The sequence below is a fragment of the Nocardia sp. NPDC049935 genome (genome assembly GCF_055586645.1).
Genome location: NZ_JBVJHV010000005.1, coordinates 518,641 through 534,589 on the forward strand (window position 1 = coordinate 518,641; position 15,949 = coordinate 534,589).

The following is a 15,949-nucleotide window of genomic DNA, read 5'->3' on the forward strand; positions in this document are numbered from 1 at the left end:
CAGAACACCCCCGCGATTTCCGCGGGGGTGTTCTGTTCGGCCGGGTGTTACTTCACGCCGAGCAGATCGATCACGAAGACGAGGGCCTTTCCGGACAGCTGGTGCCCGCCGCCCGCGGGACCGTAGGCCAGTTCCGGCGGGACCGTGAGCTGCCGGCGCCCACCGACCTTCATTCCCGGAATACCTTCCTGCCAGCCCTGGATCAGGCGGTTCAGCGGGAAGGTGATCGATTCACCGCGATTCCACGACGAATCGAATTCCGCGCCGGTATCGAACTCCACACCGACGTAGTGCACTTCGACGGTCCCGCCGGGTACCGCTTCCGGCCCGTCACCGACGGTGATGTCCTTGATGGCCAGTTCGGTGGGCGCGGGGCCCTCCTGGAATTCGATCTCCGGTTTGCTCATGCCTTGAATCCCCTTCGATTCAATCGGTGTCAGCGGTTGGTGATTTCCGCGTAGTCCCGTGCACCATAGCCGGTGTAGATCTGCCGCGGACGGCCGATCTTGATGGCCTCGCTGTGCATTTCCCGCCAGTGCGCGATCCAGCCGGGGAGCCGGCCCATGGCGAACAGCACGGTGAACATACGGGTCGGGAAGCCCATCGCCTTGTAGATGACGCCGGTGTAGAAGTCGACGTTCGGGTAGAGCTTGCGCTCGACGAAGTAATCGTCGGTGAGCGCGGCTTCTTCGAGCGCCTGGGCGATATCGAACAGCGGATCGCTGCCGAGCTTGCTCAGGATGGTGTCGGCGTGCTTCTTGGCGATGGCGGCGCGCGGGTCGTAGTTGCGGTAGACGCGGTGCCCGAAGCCCATCAGCTTCACGCCGTCTTCCTTGTTCTTGACCTTGCGGATGAACTCTTTGACATCCCCACCGGCGGCGAGGATGCTGTCGAGCATTTCCAGCACCGCCTGGTTGGCGCCACCGTGCAGCGGGCCCCACAGGGCGTTGATACCGCCGGAGACCGAAGTGAACAGGTTGGCGTCGGAGGAGCCGACGAGCCGCACGGTGGAGGTGGAGCAGTTCTGCTCGTGATCGGCGTGCAGGATGAGCAGCATATCCAGCGCGGACGCGATCTCCGGGTCCACCTGGTAGGGCTCGGCGGGGAATCCGAAGGTCATCCGCAGGAAGTTCTCCACCAGCGACAGCGAGTTGTCGGGGTAGAGGAACGGCTGGCCGACCGACTTCTTGTACGAATAGGCGGCGATCGTGGGCAGTTTGGCCAGCAGCCGGATGGTGGAGAGTTCGACCTGCTCGGGGTCGCGCGGGTCCAGGGAGTCCTGGTAGTAGGCCGACAGCGCGTTCACCGCGGAGGAGAGCACCGGCATCGGGTGGGCGTTGCGGGGGAAGCCGTCGAAGAAGCGCTTCAGATCCTCGTGCAGCAGGGTGTGCCGGCGGATCTTGTCGGTGAAGTCCTCGAGCTGATCCTGCGTGGGTAGCTCGCCGTAGATGAGGAGATAGCTGACCTCGATGAAGGTCGAATTATCGGCCAGCTGCTCGATCGGATATCCGCGGTAGCGCAGAATGCCCTGTTCACCGTCGATATAGGTGATCGCCGATTTGGTGGACGCGGTGTTGACGAAACCCGGGTCATAGGTCGTATATCCCGTGCTCGCCAGCAGCTTGCCGAGATCGATACCGTCGTTTCCTTCGGCGGCCTCGGCGATCGTCATGGGGTATTCGCCACCCGGATAGGTGAGAACCGGTTTGGCGTCATTGATGTGATTCTCGGGCACGGAAGGTTCCCTCTCAGGCTTATGACCATCGGCATCGCATGCGGTCGGCACACGGTGCGTTACCGGTAGACGCTAGACCTTGCTCCGGCGGGACCGGCGGGGAGGGTACCCGCGCGTCGATCTCACAATCGGTGCGCGAACGCGTGAGATTCGCCTGGTCTGGCACCCTCTGTTACGGCCGTGACCGGCCGAATCGGCCGAGCGGGCCGGACCCGGAGGGCGGAGTCCGGCAGGGTTCGGGCCACATCGGTGCACCGCTCGCGCGGCCGCGTAGGCAAACGTACCCATGTCACATCCGCCGAAACCGTGCCGAATGTCACCTCCGTGGCACGCCGGGCGGCCACCACCAGGGATGGGGAGGCGGCCGCCGGGTTCACGGCTGCAGCCGCACCACCGTCATCTCCTGCTCGGCGATCCGCACCACGATCCGGTTGTGCAGACGACCCCGCCGGCCCTGCCAGAACTCCACCTCACCGGGCCGCAGCAGATACCCGCCCCAGTGCGGGGGTACCGGGATCTCGGCCGCCCCCGCGAATCGCGCGGTGGTCCGCATCAACTGCCGGTCGAGTTCGTCACGGGAGCCGATCGGCCGGGATTGCGCCGACGCCCACGCGCCGAGCTGGGATTCCCGGGGGCGCGATCGCCAGTACATCTCGGTGACCGCGGCCGCGACCCGTTCGACCCGGCCGCGCACATGCACCTGCCGGGCGAGATGGGTCCACAGGAAGGTCGCCGAGGCGTACGGGGACCCGGCCAGTTGCTCCCCCTTGGCCGAGTCGTAGTTGGTGTAGAAGACGACACCCTCGGGCGAGAGGCCTTTACACAGCACCGTGCGCGTCACCGGACGGGTGTCGGGGCCCGTGGAATCGAGGGTGGCGAGCACCATCGCGTTGGGTTCGGCGACCCCGGCCGCGGTGGCCTGTTCCATCCATTGCCGCAGCAAGGGCTCCCAGCCGCCGGCCACCGAATTCTCGTCGAGCTCGCTGTCGTGCACGACCTGCCGCGCCCCCGGATCCCCCGGGCCCGGATGCCTCGCACCGTATTCGGCCCGCATGGCCGCGAGATCGGCCCGGGTTTCCTCCACCTCAGCCATGGGCCAGACGTTACTCCTGAGTAGGAAAGCGCTAGAGTTCTGTTGAAAGGAGAGTCGCGTATGACCACCAATTCCGCGGTTTCGGGGGCCGGCGGGGTCCCGGAGGATTTCGTCAGCGGCCTCGAGGGGGTGGTCGCGTTCACCACCGATATCGCCGAACCGGACAAGGACGGCGGCGCCCTGCGCTATCGCGGCGTCGATATCGAAGACCTGGTCCGCAACCGGGTCACCTTCGGTGACGTCTGGGCCCTGCTGGTCGACGGCGAGTTCGGCCACGGCCTGCCCCCGGCCGAACCCTTCCCGCTGCCCGTGCACACCGGCGACGTCCGGGTCGACGTGCAGGCGGGTCTGGCCATGCTCGCGCCCATCTGGGGCTACCAGCCGCTGCTGGATATCGATGCGGCCACGGCCCGGGAGAACCTGGCCCGCGCCTCGGTGATGGCCCTGTCCTATGTGGCCCAGTCGGCTCGCGGCATCTACCAGCCCGCGGTCCCGCAGCGCCGGATCGACGAGTGCACCACTGTCACCGAACGCTTCATGACCCGGTGGAAGGGCGATCCGGACCCGCGCCATACCGAGGCCATCGACGCCTACTGGGTGTCGGCGGCCGAGCACGGTATGAACGCCTCCACCTTCACTGCCCGCGTCATCGCCTCCACCGGCGCCGATGTGGCGGCCGCGCTCTCCGGCGCGATCGGCGCGATGTCGGGCCCGCTGCACGGCGGCGCCCCGGCCCGGGTGCTCCCCATGATCGAACAGGTCGAACGCAGCGGCGACGCCCGGGCGCTGGTCAAGGGAATCCTGGACCGCAAGGAGAAGCTCATGGGCTTCGGCCACCGGGTCTACCGGGCCGAGGATCCGCGGGCCCGGGTCCTGCGCGATACCGCGCGCCGCCTGGCCGCCCCGCGTTTCGAGGTGGCCGCGGCCCTGGAGCAGGCGGCCCTGGCCGAACTGCGCGAACGCCGCCCCGATCGCGCCATCGAGACCAATGTGGAGTTCTGGGCCGCGGTGATCCTGGACTTCGCCGAGGTACCCGCCCATATGATGCCCGCGATGTTCACCTGCGGCCGTACCGCGGGCTGGTGCGCGCACATCATGGAGCAGAAGAATCTGGGCAAACTGGTCCGTCCGGCCGCCATCTACACCGGCCCCGGCCCCCGCACTCCGCAGGAGGTCACGGGCTGGAGCGAGGTGGCCGTCTGATCAGCGCGTCCTCGGCGCGTCCGGTTCGGCCTCCCAATCCACGGCCACCGACTCCCCCGCGTCGACCGTGAAGAACGCGACTTCCAGCCGGGCCCCCAGGTCCAGCAGCCCGATCGCGGACAGCGGCACCGGCTGCACCACCCGGACCCGCCAGGCGCCGGGTTCGTCCCAGGTTCGCAGTTCCAGGTCCAGTCGCATCACCGGGTCGTCGCATCCGCAGTAGTCGGCCGCCACCGGGGTGACCGCCAGGACCGTACCGGTCGCCCGCCGCCCCTCGGCCAGGATCTTGGCGAGCCCGGCGCGGCCGGGATCGGTGTCGCCGGGCAGGTACAGCACCATCCGGTCCCGGTCGCGGGGGTCGATCCGGCAGCACACCAGGTCGCCGGGGCGCATCCGGTCCAGTTCGGCGCCGGATACCCGCTGACGGACCTGGGCCTCGTAGGGGGCCGTTCCGGGCACCCGCACCCGTACCCGGAAGGTGTAGCCGGGTTCGCGTTTGCGGGTGCGCGCCGCGAGGACCGTCGCCGAGCCGACGGTGCCGTAGGTGAGCAGATCACGGCGTTCCGCGCCCGTCGGCGCTTCCCCGCGACGCCGGAAGCGCCGCGGCAGCAGGTCGCGTGCCCGCCGGGAACGGGCGGGTAGGGCGGGGCCTTCACCCGCACCACTCCCGCCGTTTTCCTCGAATCCACCGCCGGCAGCGCCCCGTGACGACCGCATGCTCATACCCGGTCACGTTAGCCGGAGTGTGTTACGGGGCACAGCAGCCGCGCGGCTACGCTGTTCGCCATGACCAGTGCGTTCCCGACCATCCCCGATGACCTCAAGCCCGCCGACGGTCGTTTCGGTTGCGGCCCGTCCAAGGTACGCCCGGAGCAGCTGCAGTCCCTGGTGGAAGTGGGTGCCTCCGTTTTCGGCACCAGCCACCGGCAGAAACCGGTCAAGGATGTCGTGGCCCGGGTCCGGTCCGGGCTGCGCGACCTGTTCTCGCTGCCCGACGGCTACGAGGTGGTCCTCGGCAACGGCGGCACCACCGCCTTCTGGGATGCCGCCGCGTTCGGCCTGGTCCGCGAGCGCTCCCTGCACCTGACCTACGGCGAGTTCAGCTCGAAATTCGCCAGTGTCACCAAGAAGAACCCCTTCCTCGGCGATCCGATCGTGGTGTCGGCCGATCCGGGCAGCGCGCCGGAGCCGGTCGCCGACCCCGCCGCCGACCTGATCGGCTGGGCGCACAACGAGACCTCCACCGGCGTCTCGGTGCCGGTGCAGCGGCCCGCGGGCTCCGGTGACGCGCTCATCGCCATCGACGCCACCTCCGGCGCGGGCGGGCTGCCGGTGACCATCACCGATGCCGATGTCTACTACTTCGCCCCGCAGAAATGCTTCGCGGCCGACGGCGGGCTGTGGATCGCGCTGATGAGCCCGGCCGCGCTGGCCCGCGTCGAGGAGATCAAGGAGTCCGGCCGCTGGACCCCGGACTTCCTGTCGCTGCCCATCGCGGTGGAGAACAGCCTCAAGGATCAGACCTACAACACCCCGGCGCTCGCGACGCTGCTGCTGTTCGCCGATCAGATCGACTGGCTCAACCGCAACGGCGGTCTGGACTGGGCCGTGAAGCGGACGCTGGATTCCTCGTCGCGGCTGTACTCCTGGGCCGAGGCCAGCGAGTTCGCCACTCCGTTCGTCGCCGATCCGGCGCATCGCTCGCAGGTGGTCGGCACCATCGACTTCGCCGAATCGGTCGACGCCGCCGCGGTGGCCAAGACGCTGCGGGCCAACGGCATCGTCGATACCGAGCCCTATCGCAAGCTGGGACGCAACCAGCTGCGCGTGGGTATGTTCCCCGCCATCGACCCCGAGGACGTCTCGCAGCTCACCCGCAGCATCGACTGGGTGGTCCAGAATCTGGGCTGATCCGAGATCACCTGCGAATTCGGGCCCGTCGCGCGTGTTGCGCGGCGGGCCCGTTCGTGTTCACCCCGCTGTCCCCGGAAACGACTTGATACACAAGGGAATAGAGCAGATTAGCGGTAGGTGACGGCTACGGGGTAGATTTCGGTGCCGCGTGTCTTGCCGCACGAATCCCAGAAGTGCACTACTGTTCCAGAACGTGGGCGGTATCGCGAGCGACGCGATAAGGAGGTTACGGTGCGTGAACTTCGAGTGATCGGGGTGACGCCCGACTCCGCCCACATTGTGTGCGTCGACACCGAAAGTGGTCAGAAATTCCGGCTTCCCGCCGATGACAAACTCCGCGCCGCGGCCCGCGGCGATCTTGCCCGATTCGGCCAGATAGAGATCGAAATGGAAGCGACTATGCGTCCTCGCGATATCCAGGCTCGAATCAGGGCCGGTGCGTCCGTAGAACAGGTGACCCAGGAATCCGGGATGCCGACCAGCCGCGTCGAGCGGTTCGCCTATCCCGTTCTGCTGGAACGGGCCCGCGCGGCCGAACTGGCGCAGAAGGCCCACCCCATCAGGCCCGACGGTCCGGCCGTGGAGATCCTGATCGATGTGGTGACCGCCGCGTTCAGCGCCCGCGGGCACACACTCGACAACGCGGAATGGGACGCCTGGAAGGACGAGAAGGGCTTCTGGGTCGCCCAGTTGCAGTGGCAGAACGGCCGATCCGAGATCGCCGCGCACTGGCGCTACCAGCCGGACTCGCATGGCGGTACCGTTTCCCCGCTCGACGATCCGGCCACCGATCTCATCGACCCCGATTTCGGCCGGGCCCTGCGCGGGCTGGCCTCGATCCTGCCGGTCGAAGCCGAAGCTCCCGCCGCCCCCGAACCGGTGGCCGAACCACGCCGCGAACCGGCCCGGCCGGCCGCGATGGACGAGTTCTACGAGCAGCGCGCGGTCGCCGCGGGCGGTACCACGCCGCTGCCCGCCGCGGCGCCGATCTCCCCCGGCGGTAGCCGGCCGGGTGGCGCGCCCGCGCTGCCCGCCGCCACGTCGGGCGCTCCGGCCGAGACCCAGCGTCCGCCGGCCGAGCCTTATCGGCCTCCCGCCGAACCCTATCGGCCTCCCGCCGAGACCTATCGTCCGCCGGCCGAAACGTACGCGGTCCCGGTGGAACCGCCGCACCAGCCGGTGGCCCGCCCCGCGGCCTCCGCGCCCGCGACACCGGCCCCGCCCGAGCAGCCGGCTCCTGCCCCACCGCCGCCCGCCCCGGTCGACCACACGCCGGCGCATACCCCGCCCGCGGAACCGGAACCCGCGCATACCGCACCCGCGGCATCCGCACCGGTGGATACCGCGCCCGCCGAGGCCGCACCCGCCGAGGCCACGCAGCCGGCACCCGTGCGGCCCGCGGCACCGGAACCCGCGGTCGCCGCCGCCGAGCCCGCTCCGGAACCGCCCGCGGACATCGCGAACGAACCGGAGCAGGCCGAAATCCCGGCTGCCCCGGCAACCGCCGAGAACGCCGACAGCGCGGTGGCGGCGAGCGAACCCGAACCCGAAGCCGCGGAACCGGATACCGACACCCCGGAACCGGAGCCGGAACCCGCGGCGAAGCCCGCGGCCAAGAAGGCGCCGGCCAAGGCGACGAAATCGGCTCCCCGATCCAAGCGCGGTAAGGCGCCGATGCCGTCCTGGGAAGATGTCCTGCTCGGGGTCCGCAGCTCCGGCCACTGACCGGCCGACGGCGTGTTACCCCCGGTAACGGCTCGATTCACCCGTTTCTGCGAGTAGATTCCCCTGTGCGGCGACGCGGTTCGGCGGTCCCGGTTCGACCGGGCCGCCGGCGGCGACGTGCGCCGAGAGATTCGCGACCCGGTTCGTGCTATCGGAGGTGGGCGGATGCTGTCCAAGGTTTCATCGGTGTGGTACGTCGATACCCCGGACCCGCCTGCGGTCCTGCGCGCCGGGCCGGACCCGGACGCGGACGCGGCGTATGCCCTGGCCCGCCAGCTCCATCCCGATCTGGACGTGGAGCCGACCCTTTCGGCCACTCTCGGTGAGGCGGTCGGGCCCGAACCCGACGAGCTGTTCATCGGCTGCTACCCCGGACTCACCGTACTGTGCAGCACCTACGCGTCCCGGGTCCATCCGACCGCCATCCCGGATCTGCTGGTGCGCCCGCTGGCCGAGGAGCACACCTACCTGGTGTCGTTCGATCTCGAATTCGGCTGGGGTTCGTTCGCGCACTGGGAGCGCGGCGAATTGCGCCGCGCGTTCAGCTCCACGCGCCTGAACATCCTGCAGGACCAGGGGCTACCGCATATCTGGGAGCGGCCGCACTGGGCCGGTGAGCATCCGATCCAGTGGCGGCTCGGCGAACTGCCCGACCCGCTGGTCCTGCCCTTCGATCCCCCCGGCTTCGCCGATACCGCGAACCGGGAATGGCTCGGATTCCGCTACTTCCCGCTCACCCCGGAGCACCCGACACCGACGGACACCGGCACGCCTCCGGCCGCGGTGGTACCGGACGATATCCGGGTCTGCGGATTCCGCTTGCACCCCAAAGGAGACGAGCGAGGTCCGCAGGGGCAGCCGCAGCCGCCGCACAACCGGGTCACCCACGAACGCAAAGGTCTGCTGTCGTGGCTACGCGGTCACGACACCGCGGTGGGTATCGAAACACGCATCAGGCCATGACCAGCAGGCCCGTCCAGCCCAGGAGCACGCCGGCACCCGCCCCGGCCAGTACCCAGCGGGCCACCGGACGGTCGCGCCAGCGCCACGCCGTGGGCGCCACCCCGCCCACTGCGACCAGATTCACCGCCAGCGACAGCAGCGGATGCACCTGGGCCAGCGCCGCGCCGAACGCGTAGACCCCGACGGCGGTCAGCACCGCGATCAGACCCGCGACCGTGAGACCGACCGCCCACGGTGTGGGCTCGACGGGCGGATACGGGATCCGGGAACGACCGGCCGGATTCACGATGCCCGCACCCTCTCGTAGAACGCCATCGCCGCGGCGGTCGCGACATTGAGCGAATCGGTGCCCGCCGACATCGGGATCCGGGCCCGCACATCCGCTGCCGCCATGGCCTCCGCGCTGAGTCCCGGCCCTTCGGCCCCGAGCAGCAGCGCCACCCGGTGGCCGGTGAGGGCGGCGGCCAGCGTCGGCGCGGCCGGATCGGGAGTCAGCGCGATCACCTGAAAGCCGCTACGCCGCAATTCACCCAGCCCATCCGGCCAGCGCGGCACCGGGGCGAACGGCACCCGCAGCACATGCCCCATGGAAACCCGCACCGAACGACGGTACAGCGGATCGGCACACCGGTCCCCGAACAGCACCGCGTCCACACCGAGCCCGGCGGCGTTACGGAACATCGCCCCCAGATTCTCGTGATCGTTCACGCCCTCGAGCACGGCCACCGTCTTAGCGGACGCGACGAGCTCGGTGAAATCACGATCGGGCGGCCGGTGCGCCACCGCCAGCACACCCCGGTTCAGATGGAATCCGACCACCTCGGCCATCACCTCGGCCGAGGCCCGGTAGAACGGGATATCCAGGCCGGCGAGTTCGGGCGCCAGCTCCTGCCACCGTTTGTCCACCCCGAGCAGCGCGTGCGGCCGGAACGGGGAATCCAGCATCCGCCGCACCACCACGGTGCCCTCCGCGATCACCAGTCCGCGACCACCGGGACGGTCGGGCCGCCGATCCGCCGCCTTCAGATCCCGGAAATCGTCGACCCGCGGATCGGCAACACTGTCCACCTCGACAACCACGGCCACAACGCCCATCCTGCCAACCCGGCCACCCGCGCCGCGCCGTGGGTGCGCCCACCGCCGCGCTCGGGCATGCTGGAGGTATGAAGCCGATCCAGCTCCTGCTCAATATCCTCTGGCTGATCTTCGCCGGGTTCTGGATGGCGCTGGGCTACGTCGTGGCGGCCCTGATCTGCTTCATCCTCATCATCACGATCCCGTTCGGCGTCGCCGCGCTGCGCAACGCCGCCTATATGCTCTGGCCCTTCGGCCGGACCACGGTCGAGAAGCCCGGCGCCGGGGCGGGCGCGCTGCTTGGCAACATCATCTGGTTCGTGGTCGCGGGCTGGTGGCTGGCACTGGGCCACCTCGCCACGAGCATCGCCCTGGCGGTCACGATCATCGGCCTCCCCTTCGCCTGGGCCAACCTCAAACTGATCCCCCTGGCCCTCTTCCCCCTGGGCCGCGAAATAGTCCCCAGCGACCGCCCCTTCGCTTGAGCTGTAATTTTGGAGCTGGAATTTTGGAGCGGCTCCGCCGCTCGAGGTTCGGCCCTTCTGAGCGTCGGCTGTCAGCGCTCGAGACTCGTGGCTTCGCCACATGCGCTTCGAGCGCTGACAGCCGACGCGGGCCGAACCCGGTTGCGGGCCTCACCTGACTCCGGCCGCGCGTTGTTGGGGTGGTGCATGCCGGGCGCGTCGTGTGGTGTGGAGGGCTGCGTACGAAGCTCGCGGGAGCGTCGGGGATTTACTCCGAGTCGGCGACTATTTGGTTCATGATTCCGACCGCGTGCTCGAGGATTTCGAGTTGGCCGGGGTCGAGGGCGGCGAGCTGGGCGCTCATCCAGGCCTCGCGGGCGCTGCGTTCGTCGGCGAGCAGGGCGTGGCCGGCGGGTGAGAGCGAGACGATGATCTGGCGGCCGTCGGTGGGATGCGGATTACGCGCCACCAGACCGAGATCGGTCAGGGAGGCGATCACGCGAGTCATGGAGGGCGGCTGGACGCGCTCCTTGGCCGCCAGGGCACCGGGGGTCATCGAACCCTCGTTGCCGAGGGTCGCCAGAACGGAAAGCTGGGTCAGCGATATCTGCGATTCCGCACGCCGCCCGCGCAGATGCCGCGTCAAGCGCACCACGGCCAGCGAGAGGTCGCTGGCGAGCGCCCGCACATCCGAGTGGGTATTCACAAAGTGAACCATACGTGACACGCTTCCGATCGGTGCGCGTACCGAGGTTACGCTGAACGAATGAATCCGCAGCTCCCACAGTTTCCGTCGTGGCTGACCGATCCGCGTCCGGTGCTGGCGCTGGGCTGTGTGTTGTTCGCCGTCGCCACCGTGGTGGTCTGGCTCTCCGGCGACCGCTGGGAGTCCGCGCGCCCGGTCTGCCTGATGGGTTTGGCCGTCGGGGCGCTGGGTTATCTGATCTTCGCGGTACAGCGGCGCAGCGCCCGGCGCGGCGACAAGGGCGCCCAGACCGGACTCTGACGGCGCCGCCGCATCGTTCGAGGCCACGCGGGGCGTGGGTATACCGCGTCCGCGACCCCGCCGACCTCGGCCGTCCCGCATTCCGGGAATTGACTGTTGGGGTGTATCCCGCCAAACTCGCTCAGGTGTCCTCCCGATTGAGCGTCGAAGAACGACGGGCCCATCTGATCGAGGCCGCGATCGGCCTTGCCGAGAAGAAGGGGGTCGCGGGTGTCACCACCCGCGATGTCGCCCAGGCGGCCGGGGTCTCGCTGGGCGTGGTGCACTACTGCTTCGAGAACAAGGACGCGCTGATGACCGAACTGGTCAAGGCGCTATCGATGGAATTACGCGATTCGGTGGATGCCAACGAGACGGTGTGGCAGGAGGCCGGTACCGGTAAGAACGCGCTGCGTGATCTGCTGCGGGCCGGACTGGAACTCATGTGGCTCAATATCGAGGCCACCCCCGAACGCCAGCTGCTCACCTACGAGACCACCACCTACGCATTGCGCGAGGGCGAGCAGACGCCCGCCAAACTGGCCATCGCCCGGGAGCAGTACAACTTCAACGATTCCACCGTCGCCGATGTGCTCGATCACGCCCGCGACGCCACGGGTAGCACCTGGGCGGTACCGGTGCAGCAGCTCTCCCGGTTCACCCTCAGCGTCATCGACGGCATCGTCCTGCGCTGGCTGGTCGACAACGACAGCGAAAGCGTCCGGATCCAACTGGATCTGCTGGCCCACGCCCTGGCCGGTTACGCGGAGTGAAACACCGGCGCGGCCGCTGCCGCGCCCGCGTCACGATTCCGGAACCGGCCGCAGGACATGGGTCGTCTCGCCGTCCTGCCACCACGGCACCGAGACGGTGCGCGCCACCGCACCGGAAAGACGCACCCGGAGTTCGTCGTGCACGACCAGCGGTCCGTCCTGCGCCGGGAGACCGAACAGCCGCCGCAGTACCACTCCCAGTGGTTCGCGTGCCCATTCGGTTTCGCGGCCCCGGCCCAGGATCTCCGCCGTCACCTCTTCCGAGACCAGCGGTAGATCGAGCAGGGCGGCCAGATCCGCCGCCGTGTCCGGATCCGCGACCACCAGCCGGTCGGGCGGCACCGCGAGACCGAAACAGGCCTGATCCAGCACCAGCGCGTCGGACGCGTCGATCACCGCACCGGTGAGCGCCCGCACCCGGTCCGGCGGGTCGATGGTGGTCAGATCGAGTCGCCCCACGGCCGCCCCGAGCCTGGTGTGGATCAGTGAAACCACTTCGGGGGCGGGCGTTCTGCCACCGTCCGCCAGCGCTTCCAGCAGCATCGCGGCCAGCGGCTGATCGATGGTGTCCGGGTCGGCCAGACAGCCGCGCAGCGCATCCAGATCGGTGCGGGACAGTCCCGGGATCGGCAGTTCCGGTAGCAGTCCGGCGAATTCGGCATCCGCGGGGTGCCGGTAGCCGCCCAGCGCGATCCCGTCGATTCGCGCGTACCGGCGCAACCACCACGCGGTATAGCCTTCCGGGTCGGCCAGCAGCGGTCGGATGTGTGCGGTGCTCAGCAGCCGCCACAGCGCCTCGGGCCAGGCCGCGTCGTCCACCAGATCGAGATCGCGCACCGCCACGATCTCCGGCGGATCCTCGGAAAGCCCGGCCCACCAGGTCTCCTCGTCGTCGAGATGGTGATCGGGTCCGGTGGGATCGGTTTCGGCGACGATCCCGAAATCCCGGCCCACACCGATCGCCTCGAGCGCCGGCGTGCCGTATTCGGCGACCACTTCGCGTGCGACCACGCCGAAGGGCGAATCGGCGACCAGGAGTTCGATCAGCGGCGCGTCCGGCAGCAGCAGTTCGTCGGCCGGGCGCGATTCACCGGCGTCATCGGGCAGTTCGAGTTGTCCGAGCCAGGCGGGTAACGCGTCCGTCTCGGCCACGGCCGCCAACCGCAGCACCGCGTCGACGGTATCGGGATCGCCGGGACGATCGGCCAGTTCCGCTCGCAACGCCGGATCCGACAGCAGATCCGCCACCCGCGCCCGCAACGCGCCCAGCCGGGCCAGCAGCGGATGGGAGGCCCCCGGATGCACCAGCCGGGCCCAGTGCACCGGCACCGGATCGGACAGGGCGGCCAGTTCGTCGTCGAGGACGACCGTCCGCGGCCCGGTCACCGTCCGGCCGTCGGCCAGCGGCACCGCCAGCGCGCCCAGTTCCTCGACCGACAGCGGATCGGTGGCGAAGGGTTCGAGCGCGGTATAGAACGCGAACCACCATGACGGTGGACGGTCCAGCCCACTCGACAATTCCGCCAGCCGCGCGAGCCCCAGCCGATGGACACCGACGGCGGCCAGCGCCTCGGCCTGCCGGGATCCCGACCATTCGGGGAGCACCAGCGGATCCAGCACGCCTGCGAGCAGATCGGCGAGATCGGAGGTCAGGCCGGGAAATACACTCGCCCGCGTGGGAACCGCGACGCGATCCGGCGCCCCGCCGGGATCGCCCGGGACTCCGGATTCCCCGGCGGGTACCGGCACCACCGGAACCCAGGGACTGTCCCGCAGTTCGGCCAGCAGTGCCTCGCGCAGCAGCCCGTCGGCCTCGCTGCGGGCGAACCCAGGCGTGGGCACCAGTACCAGGCGTGCGCTCGGCGGCAGCGCCCGCGCGAAATCCGCGTACCCGGACGCCAGGCCCGAAAGCCGCGCACCGGGCAGCAGTCTGCGGCGATCCGGCTGCATGGCGATATCCGCGATGAGCAGTGCCGGCAGCGACAGCTCTTCGTCGGACCGGGTGGGCGCCCGCAGTACATCGGGTTTCGCGGCGACCGGGACACCGCCCCGCACCGGGACCAGCCAGCGGGCGTGCTCGGTGCGGTACTGCCACCACACCTGCTCGACGTCACCGGCGGTGACCCGCAGTTCGGTCAGGCCTGCCGGGTCGAGCTCCCGGGTCTCGGCGCGCACGGTGTACTCCCCGATCCGGATCTCGCGCAGCGCCGGTAATTCCAGCAGCAGGTCCACGGCCTCGGCGCGCATGGAATCCAGCAGTGCCTCCGGATCCACATCCGCCCGCAACGACAGCACGATCTCGGTATCGGCGCCCGCCCGGGGCGCCGCGGGATCCGGCCAGGCCAGCCGCAGGACCGGCGGGAGGAAACCGTCGGGCGGGGCCGGGACGGAGATGCCGGTCGCGGTGAGCGCGGCCCGGGTATCCGCGCGGGAGAAGCGCAGCGATCCGCTGGTGGAACGGAACTCGATCTCGTCGCTGACGGTCAGGACGGCGGTGAACCCGACCCCGAACCGCCCCACCGCCGCGTCGCCGCCGGTTTTCCCGGACGAACGCAGCGCCGTCAGCGCGTGCACCCCCGGCGTATCCAGCGGGGCGCCGGTATTCGCTATCGACAGGGTCCGGCCGCTGCACCGCACCTCGACCCGGCCGGGCACACCCGCGGCACGCGCGGCGTCCGCGGCGTTCTGGGCCAATTCGGTGAGCAGGCGGTCGCGGTAGCCGGCGGCGACGAGATCGGCCTCGGTCGCCGCGTCCTCACGCAGCCGGGTCGGCGAATCGCGCCACGCGGCAAGGACCGCGTCGCGCAGCCGGGCCGTCCCGAACGGGTCGGCGCCGCCGGGTCGCGGGTCCGCGGATGTTTCCACAGTTGCGAAGGTATTGCCCGCCGCGTCGGTCTCGCTCACCGAAACAGCCTACGTGCCGGGGACGGACTCGCCGTCCGGCTACGCTCCGGCGTCCGGCTCTCCCGCCGCTCCGGCATCGGCGGCGTCCGCCTCGTCGCGAGGCCCTTCGGCGGCGTCCGCTCGGTCGCGCACAGCCCCTTCGGTGGGGCCCCCGGTCTCCGCGACCTGTTCCGTCTCGTTCTCCGCGGCCTGTTCGCCGGTGCCGTCGCCGGATTCCGTCGTATCGGGCCCGGGGGTTTCCGGCGCGGTATCCGGTTCGCCCGCATCCTCCGCCGCTCCGGGCGCCGGCACCTCGGCCGCGCTCGCCGGGGACCCCGCGGAGGTCTCGTCCCGGCCGCCGGTTCCGCGCGGGGTGCGGGCCTCCGCCGGGACGATCTCGACCGCGGCATCGTCGTAGGCCTCGTAGATCGGTGAACCGGCGCCGGTCGGCATGGTGGTGTCCGAATGCGCACCACATCCGTAAGCCGCGTTCACCACCCGGCCGTCGGCCCCCATGGCATTGGCGCAGACCCCGAACGCGGCCCGCAACGCGCCGGCCAGGGGAACGTAGAAGCCACAGGTCTCACAGGTGCCCGGTGCGGCCTTGGCCATCTCGGTGTCGGGACCGTGCTCGGCGTACCAGCGCTCGGCGGCGTCGGCCCGGCCTTCGGGGCTCAAGACCTGCTTCCGGCCGAGACCGACCTGACACGCCACCTCGTCGACCTCGGGATCGCCGGTGGCGGTGTAACCGGGGGCCAGCCGTGGATCGTCGGCGGGCGGCGCGAGCAGATCGCCGGGGGCCAGGTCGCCGGGCCGCACCCGCTGCTCCCAGGGCACGAAATCCGGCGCGATCAACGCGTCGGGACCGGGTAGCAGCGCGGATTCGCTCACCGTCACCCGGTCGGTGTCCGGCGCGGCCGCCACCACCACGGCCCACTGCCAGCCGTGGTAGCCCGGCAGGGTGGCCTCGAAGCGGTGGGTGGCCGCGCATTCGTCCTCGGCGCGGACTCCGAGATGCGGTCCGACTCCGGTCGGTTCCAGGTCCAGGAGCGCACGACGAGCCAGGTCGACGGCCCCTGCCAGGATCGTCCGCACCTCGGTGTCCGAAACAGATACTGCGCTCACGGTCTACATTTT

At 69.9% G+C, this 15,949-nt stretch carries 16 protein-coding genes; 7 read left to right on the forward strand and 9 right to left on the reverse strand.

The window, feature by feature from the left end; translation table 11 throughout:
- Positions 1–47: 47 nt before the first annotated feature.
- The 3 genes from ACZ6SF_RS22080 to pdxH all read right to left on the reverse strand — a co-directional run bounded on the left by ACZ6SF_RS22080 (position 48) and on the right by pdxH (position 2,828).
- Positions 48–407 carry an FKBP-type peptidyl-prolyl cis-trans isomerase gene (locus ACZ6SF_RS22080; RefSeq protein WP_450003681.1) on the reverse strand — a complete coding sequence of 120 codons (360 nt, stop codon included), beginning with the start codon at positions 405–407 and terminating at the stop codon, positions 48–50.
- Positions 408–436: 29 nt separating this feature from the next.
- The gene (locus ACZ6SF_RS22085) at positions 437–1,735 is read right to left on the reverse strand and encodes a citrate synthase (RefSeq protein WP_466064029.1); all 1,299 of its coding nucleotides are present in this window, start codon (positions 1,733–1,735) and stop codon (positions 437–439) included.
- A 373-nt stretch (positions 1,736–2,108) separates the two neighbouring features.
- Positions 2,109–2,828 carry a pyridoxamine 5'-phosphate oxidase gene (gene pdxH, locus ACZ6SF_RS22090; RefSeq protein ID WP_466064030.1) on the reverse strand — a complete coding sequence of 240 codons (720 nt, stop codon included), beginning with the start codon at positions 2,826–2,828 and terminating at the stop codon, positions 2,109–2,111.
- Positions 2,829–2,888: 60 nt separating this feature from the next.
- Between pdxH and ACZ6SF_RS22095 the strand changes: the two genes are divergently transcribed.
- Entirely contained in the window at positions 2,889–4,031 is a 1,143-nt protein-coding gene (locus ACZ6SF_RS22095; RefSeq protein ID WP_466064031.1) for a citrate synthase 2, read from the forward strand.
- Here the strand turns inward: ACZ6SF_RS22095 and ACZ6SF_RS22100 are convergent, their stop codons facing one another.
- The gene (locus ACZ6SF_RS22100) at positions 4,032–4,754 is read right to left on the reverse strand and encodes a hypothetical protein (RefSeq protein WP_466064032.1); all 723 of its coding nucleotides are present in this window, start codon (positions 4,752–4,754) and stop codon (positions 4,032–4,034) included. It lies immediately after the preceding gene.
- Positions 4,755–4,817: 63 nt separating this feature from the next.
- On the opposite strand from ACZ6SF_RS22100, the gene serC reads away from it, so the two are divergent.
- The 3 genes from serC (at position 4,818) to ACZ6SF_RS22115 (ending at position 8,633) form a co-directional block, all read left to right on the forward strand.
- Entirely contained in the window at positions 4,818–5,942 is a 1,125-nt protein-coding gene (gene serC, locus ACZ6SF_RS22105; protein WP_466064033.1) for a phosphoserine transaminase, read from the forward strand.
- Positions 5,943–6,176: 234 nt separating this feature from the next.
- Positions 6,177–7,670, forward strand: coding sequence for a septation protein SepH (gene sepH, locus ACZ6SF_RS22110; RefSeq protein ID WP_466064034.1), 1,494 nt, complete (start codon positions 6,177–6,179; stop codon positions 7,668–7,670).
- A gap of 165 nt (positions 7,671–7,835) precedes the next feature.
- The gene (locus ACZ6SF_RS22115) at positions 7,836–8,633 is read left to right on the forward strand and encodes a DUF6928 family protein (RefSeq protein ID WP_466064035.1); all 798 of its coding nucleotides are present in this window, start codon (positions 7,836–7,838) and stop codon (positions 8,631–8,633) included.
- Here the strand turns inward: ACZ6SF_RS22115 and ACZ6SF_RS22120 are convergent.
- Both ACZ6SF_RS22120 and ACZ6SF_RS22125 read right to left on the reverse strand, forming a co-directional pair.
- Positions 8,623–8,919, reverse strand: coding sequence for a DUF2537 domain-containing protein (locus ACZ6SF_RS22120; RefSeq protein ID WP_466064036.1), 297 nt, complete (start codon positions 8,917–8,919; stop codon positions 8,623–8,625). The genes ACZ6SF_RS22115 and ACZ6SF_RS22120 overlap by 11 nt on opposite strands.
- Positions 8,916–9,719 (reverse strand): TrmH family RNA methyltransferase, encoded by an 804-nt coding sequence (locus ACZ6SF_RS22125; RefSeq protein ID WP_466064037.1) that lies wholly within the window; start codon positions 9,717–9,719, stop codon positions 8,916–8,918. The genes ACZ6SF_RS22120 and ACZ6SF_RS22125 overlap by 4 nt, the downstream gene beginning before the upstream one ends.
- Before the next feature lie 77 nt (positions 9,720–9,796).
- Here ACZ6SF_RS22125 and ACZ6SF_RS22130 point away from each other — a divergent pair, with 77 nt between their 5' ends.
- Complete coding sequence (locus tag ACZ6SF_RS22130) at positions 9,797–10,192, forward strand: YccF domain-containing protein (RefSeq protein ID WP_466064038.1); 396 nt, start codon at positions 9,797–9,799, stop codon at positions 10,190–10,192.
- Positions 10,193–10,439: 247 nt separating this feature from the next.
- Here ACZ6SF_RS22130 and ACZ6SF_RS22135 read toward each other — a convergent pair whose 3' ends face one another.
- The gene (locus tag ACZ6SF_RS22135) at positions 10,440–10,889 is read right to left on the reverse strand and encodes an Rv0880 family HTH-type transcriptional regulator (RefSeq protein ID WP_466064039.1); all 450 of its coding nucleotides are present in this window, start codon (positions 10,887–10,889) and stop codon (positions 10,440–10,442) included.
- A gap of 48 nt (positions 10,890–10,937) precedes the next feature.
- Between ACZ6SF_RS22135 and ACZ6SF_RS22140 the strand changes: the two genes are divergently transcribed.
- Positions 10,938–11,177, forward strand: a complete 240-nt coding sequence (locus tag ACZ6SF_RS22140) for a DUF2530 domain-containing protein (RefSeq protein ID WP_466064040.1) — start codon at positions 10,938–10,940, stop codon at positions 11,175–11,177.
- Positions 11,178–11,302: 125 nt separating this feature from the next.
- Positions 11,303–11,929 carry a TetR/AcrR family transcriptional regulator gene (locus tag ACZ6SF_RS22145; protein ID WP_466064041.1) on the forward strand — a complete coding sequence of 209 codons (627 nt, stop codon included), beginning with the start codon at positions 11,303–11,305 and terminating at the stop codon, positions 11,927–11,929.
- 30 nt (positions 11,930–11,959) lie between these two features.
- Here the strand turns inward: ACZ6SF_RS22145 and ACZ6SF_RS22150 are convergent, their stop codons facing one another.
- Positions 11,960–14,737 carry a sacsin N-terminal ATP-binding-like domain-containing protein gene (locus ACZ6SF_RS22150; protein ID WP_466064088.1) on the reverse strand — a complete coding sequence of 926 codons (2,778 nt, stop codon included), beginning with the start codon at positions 14,735–14,737 and terminating at the stop codon, positions 11,960–11,962.
- A gap of 135 nt (positions 14,738–14,872) precedes the next feature.
- Positions 14,873–15,937, reverse strand: coding sequence for a DUF3027 domain-containing protein (locus ACZ6SF_RS22155; protein ID WP_466064042.1), 1,065 nt, complete (start codon positions 15,935–15,937; stop codon positions 14,873–14,875).
- Between the last annotated feature and the right edge of the window lie 12 nt (positions 15,938–15,949).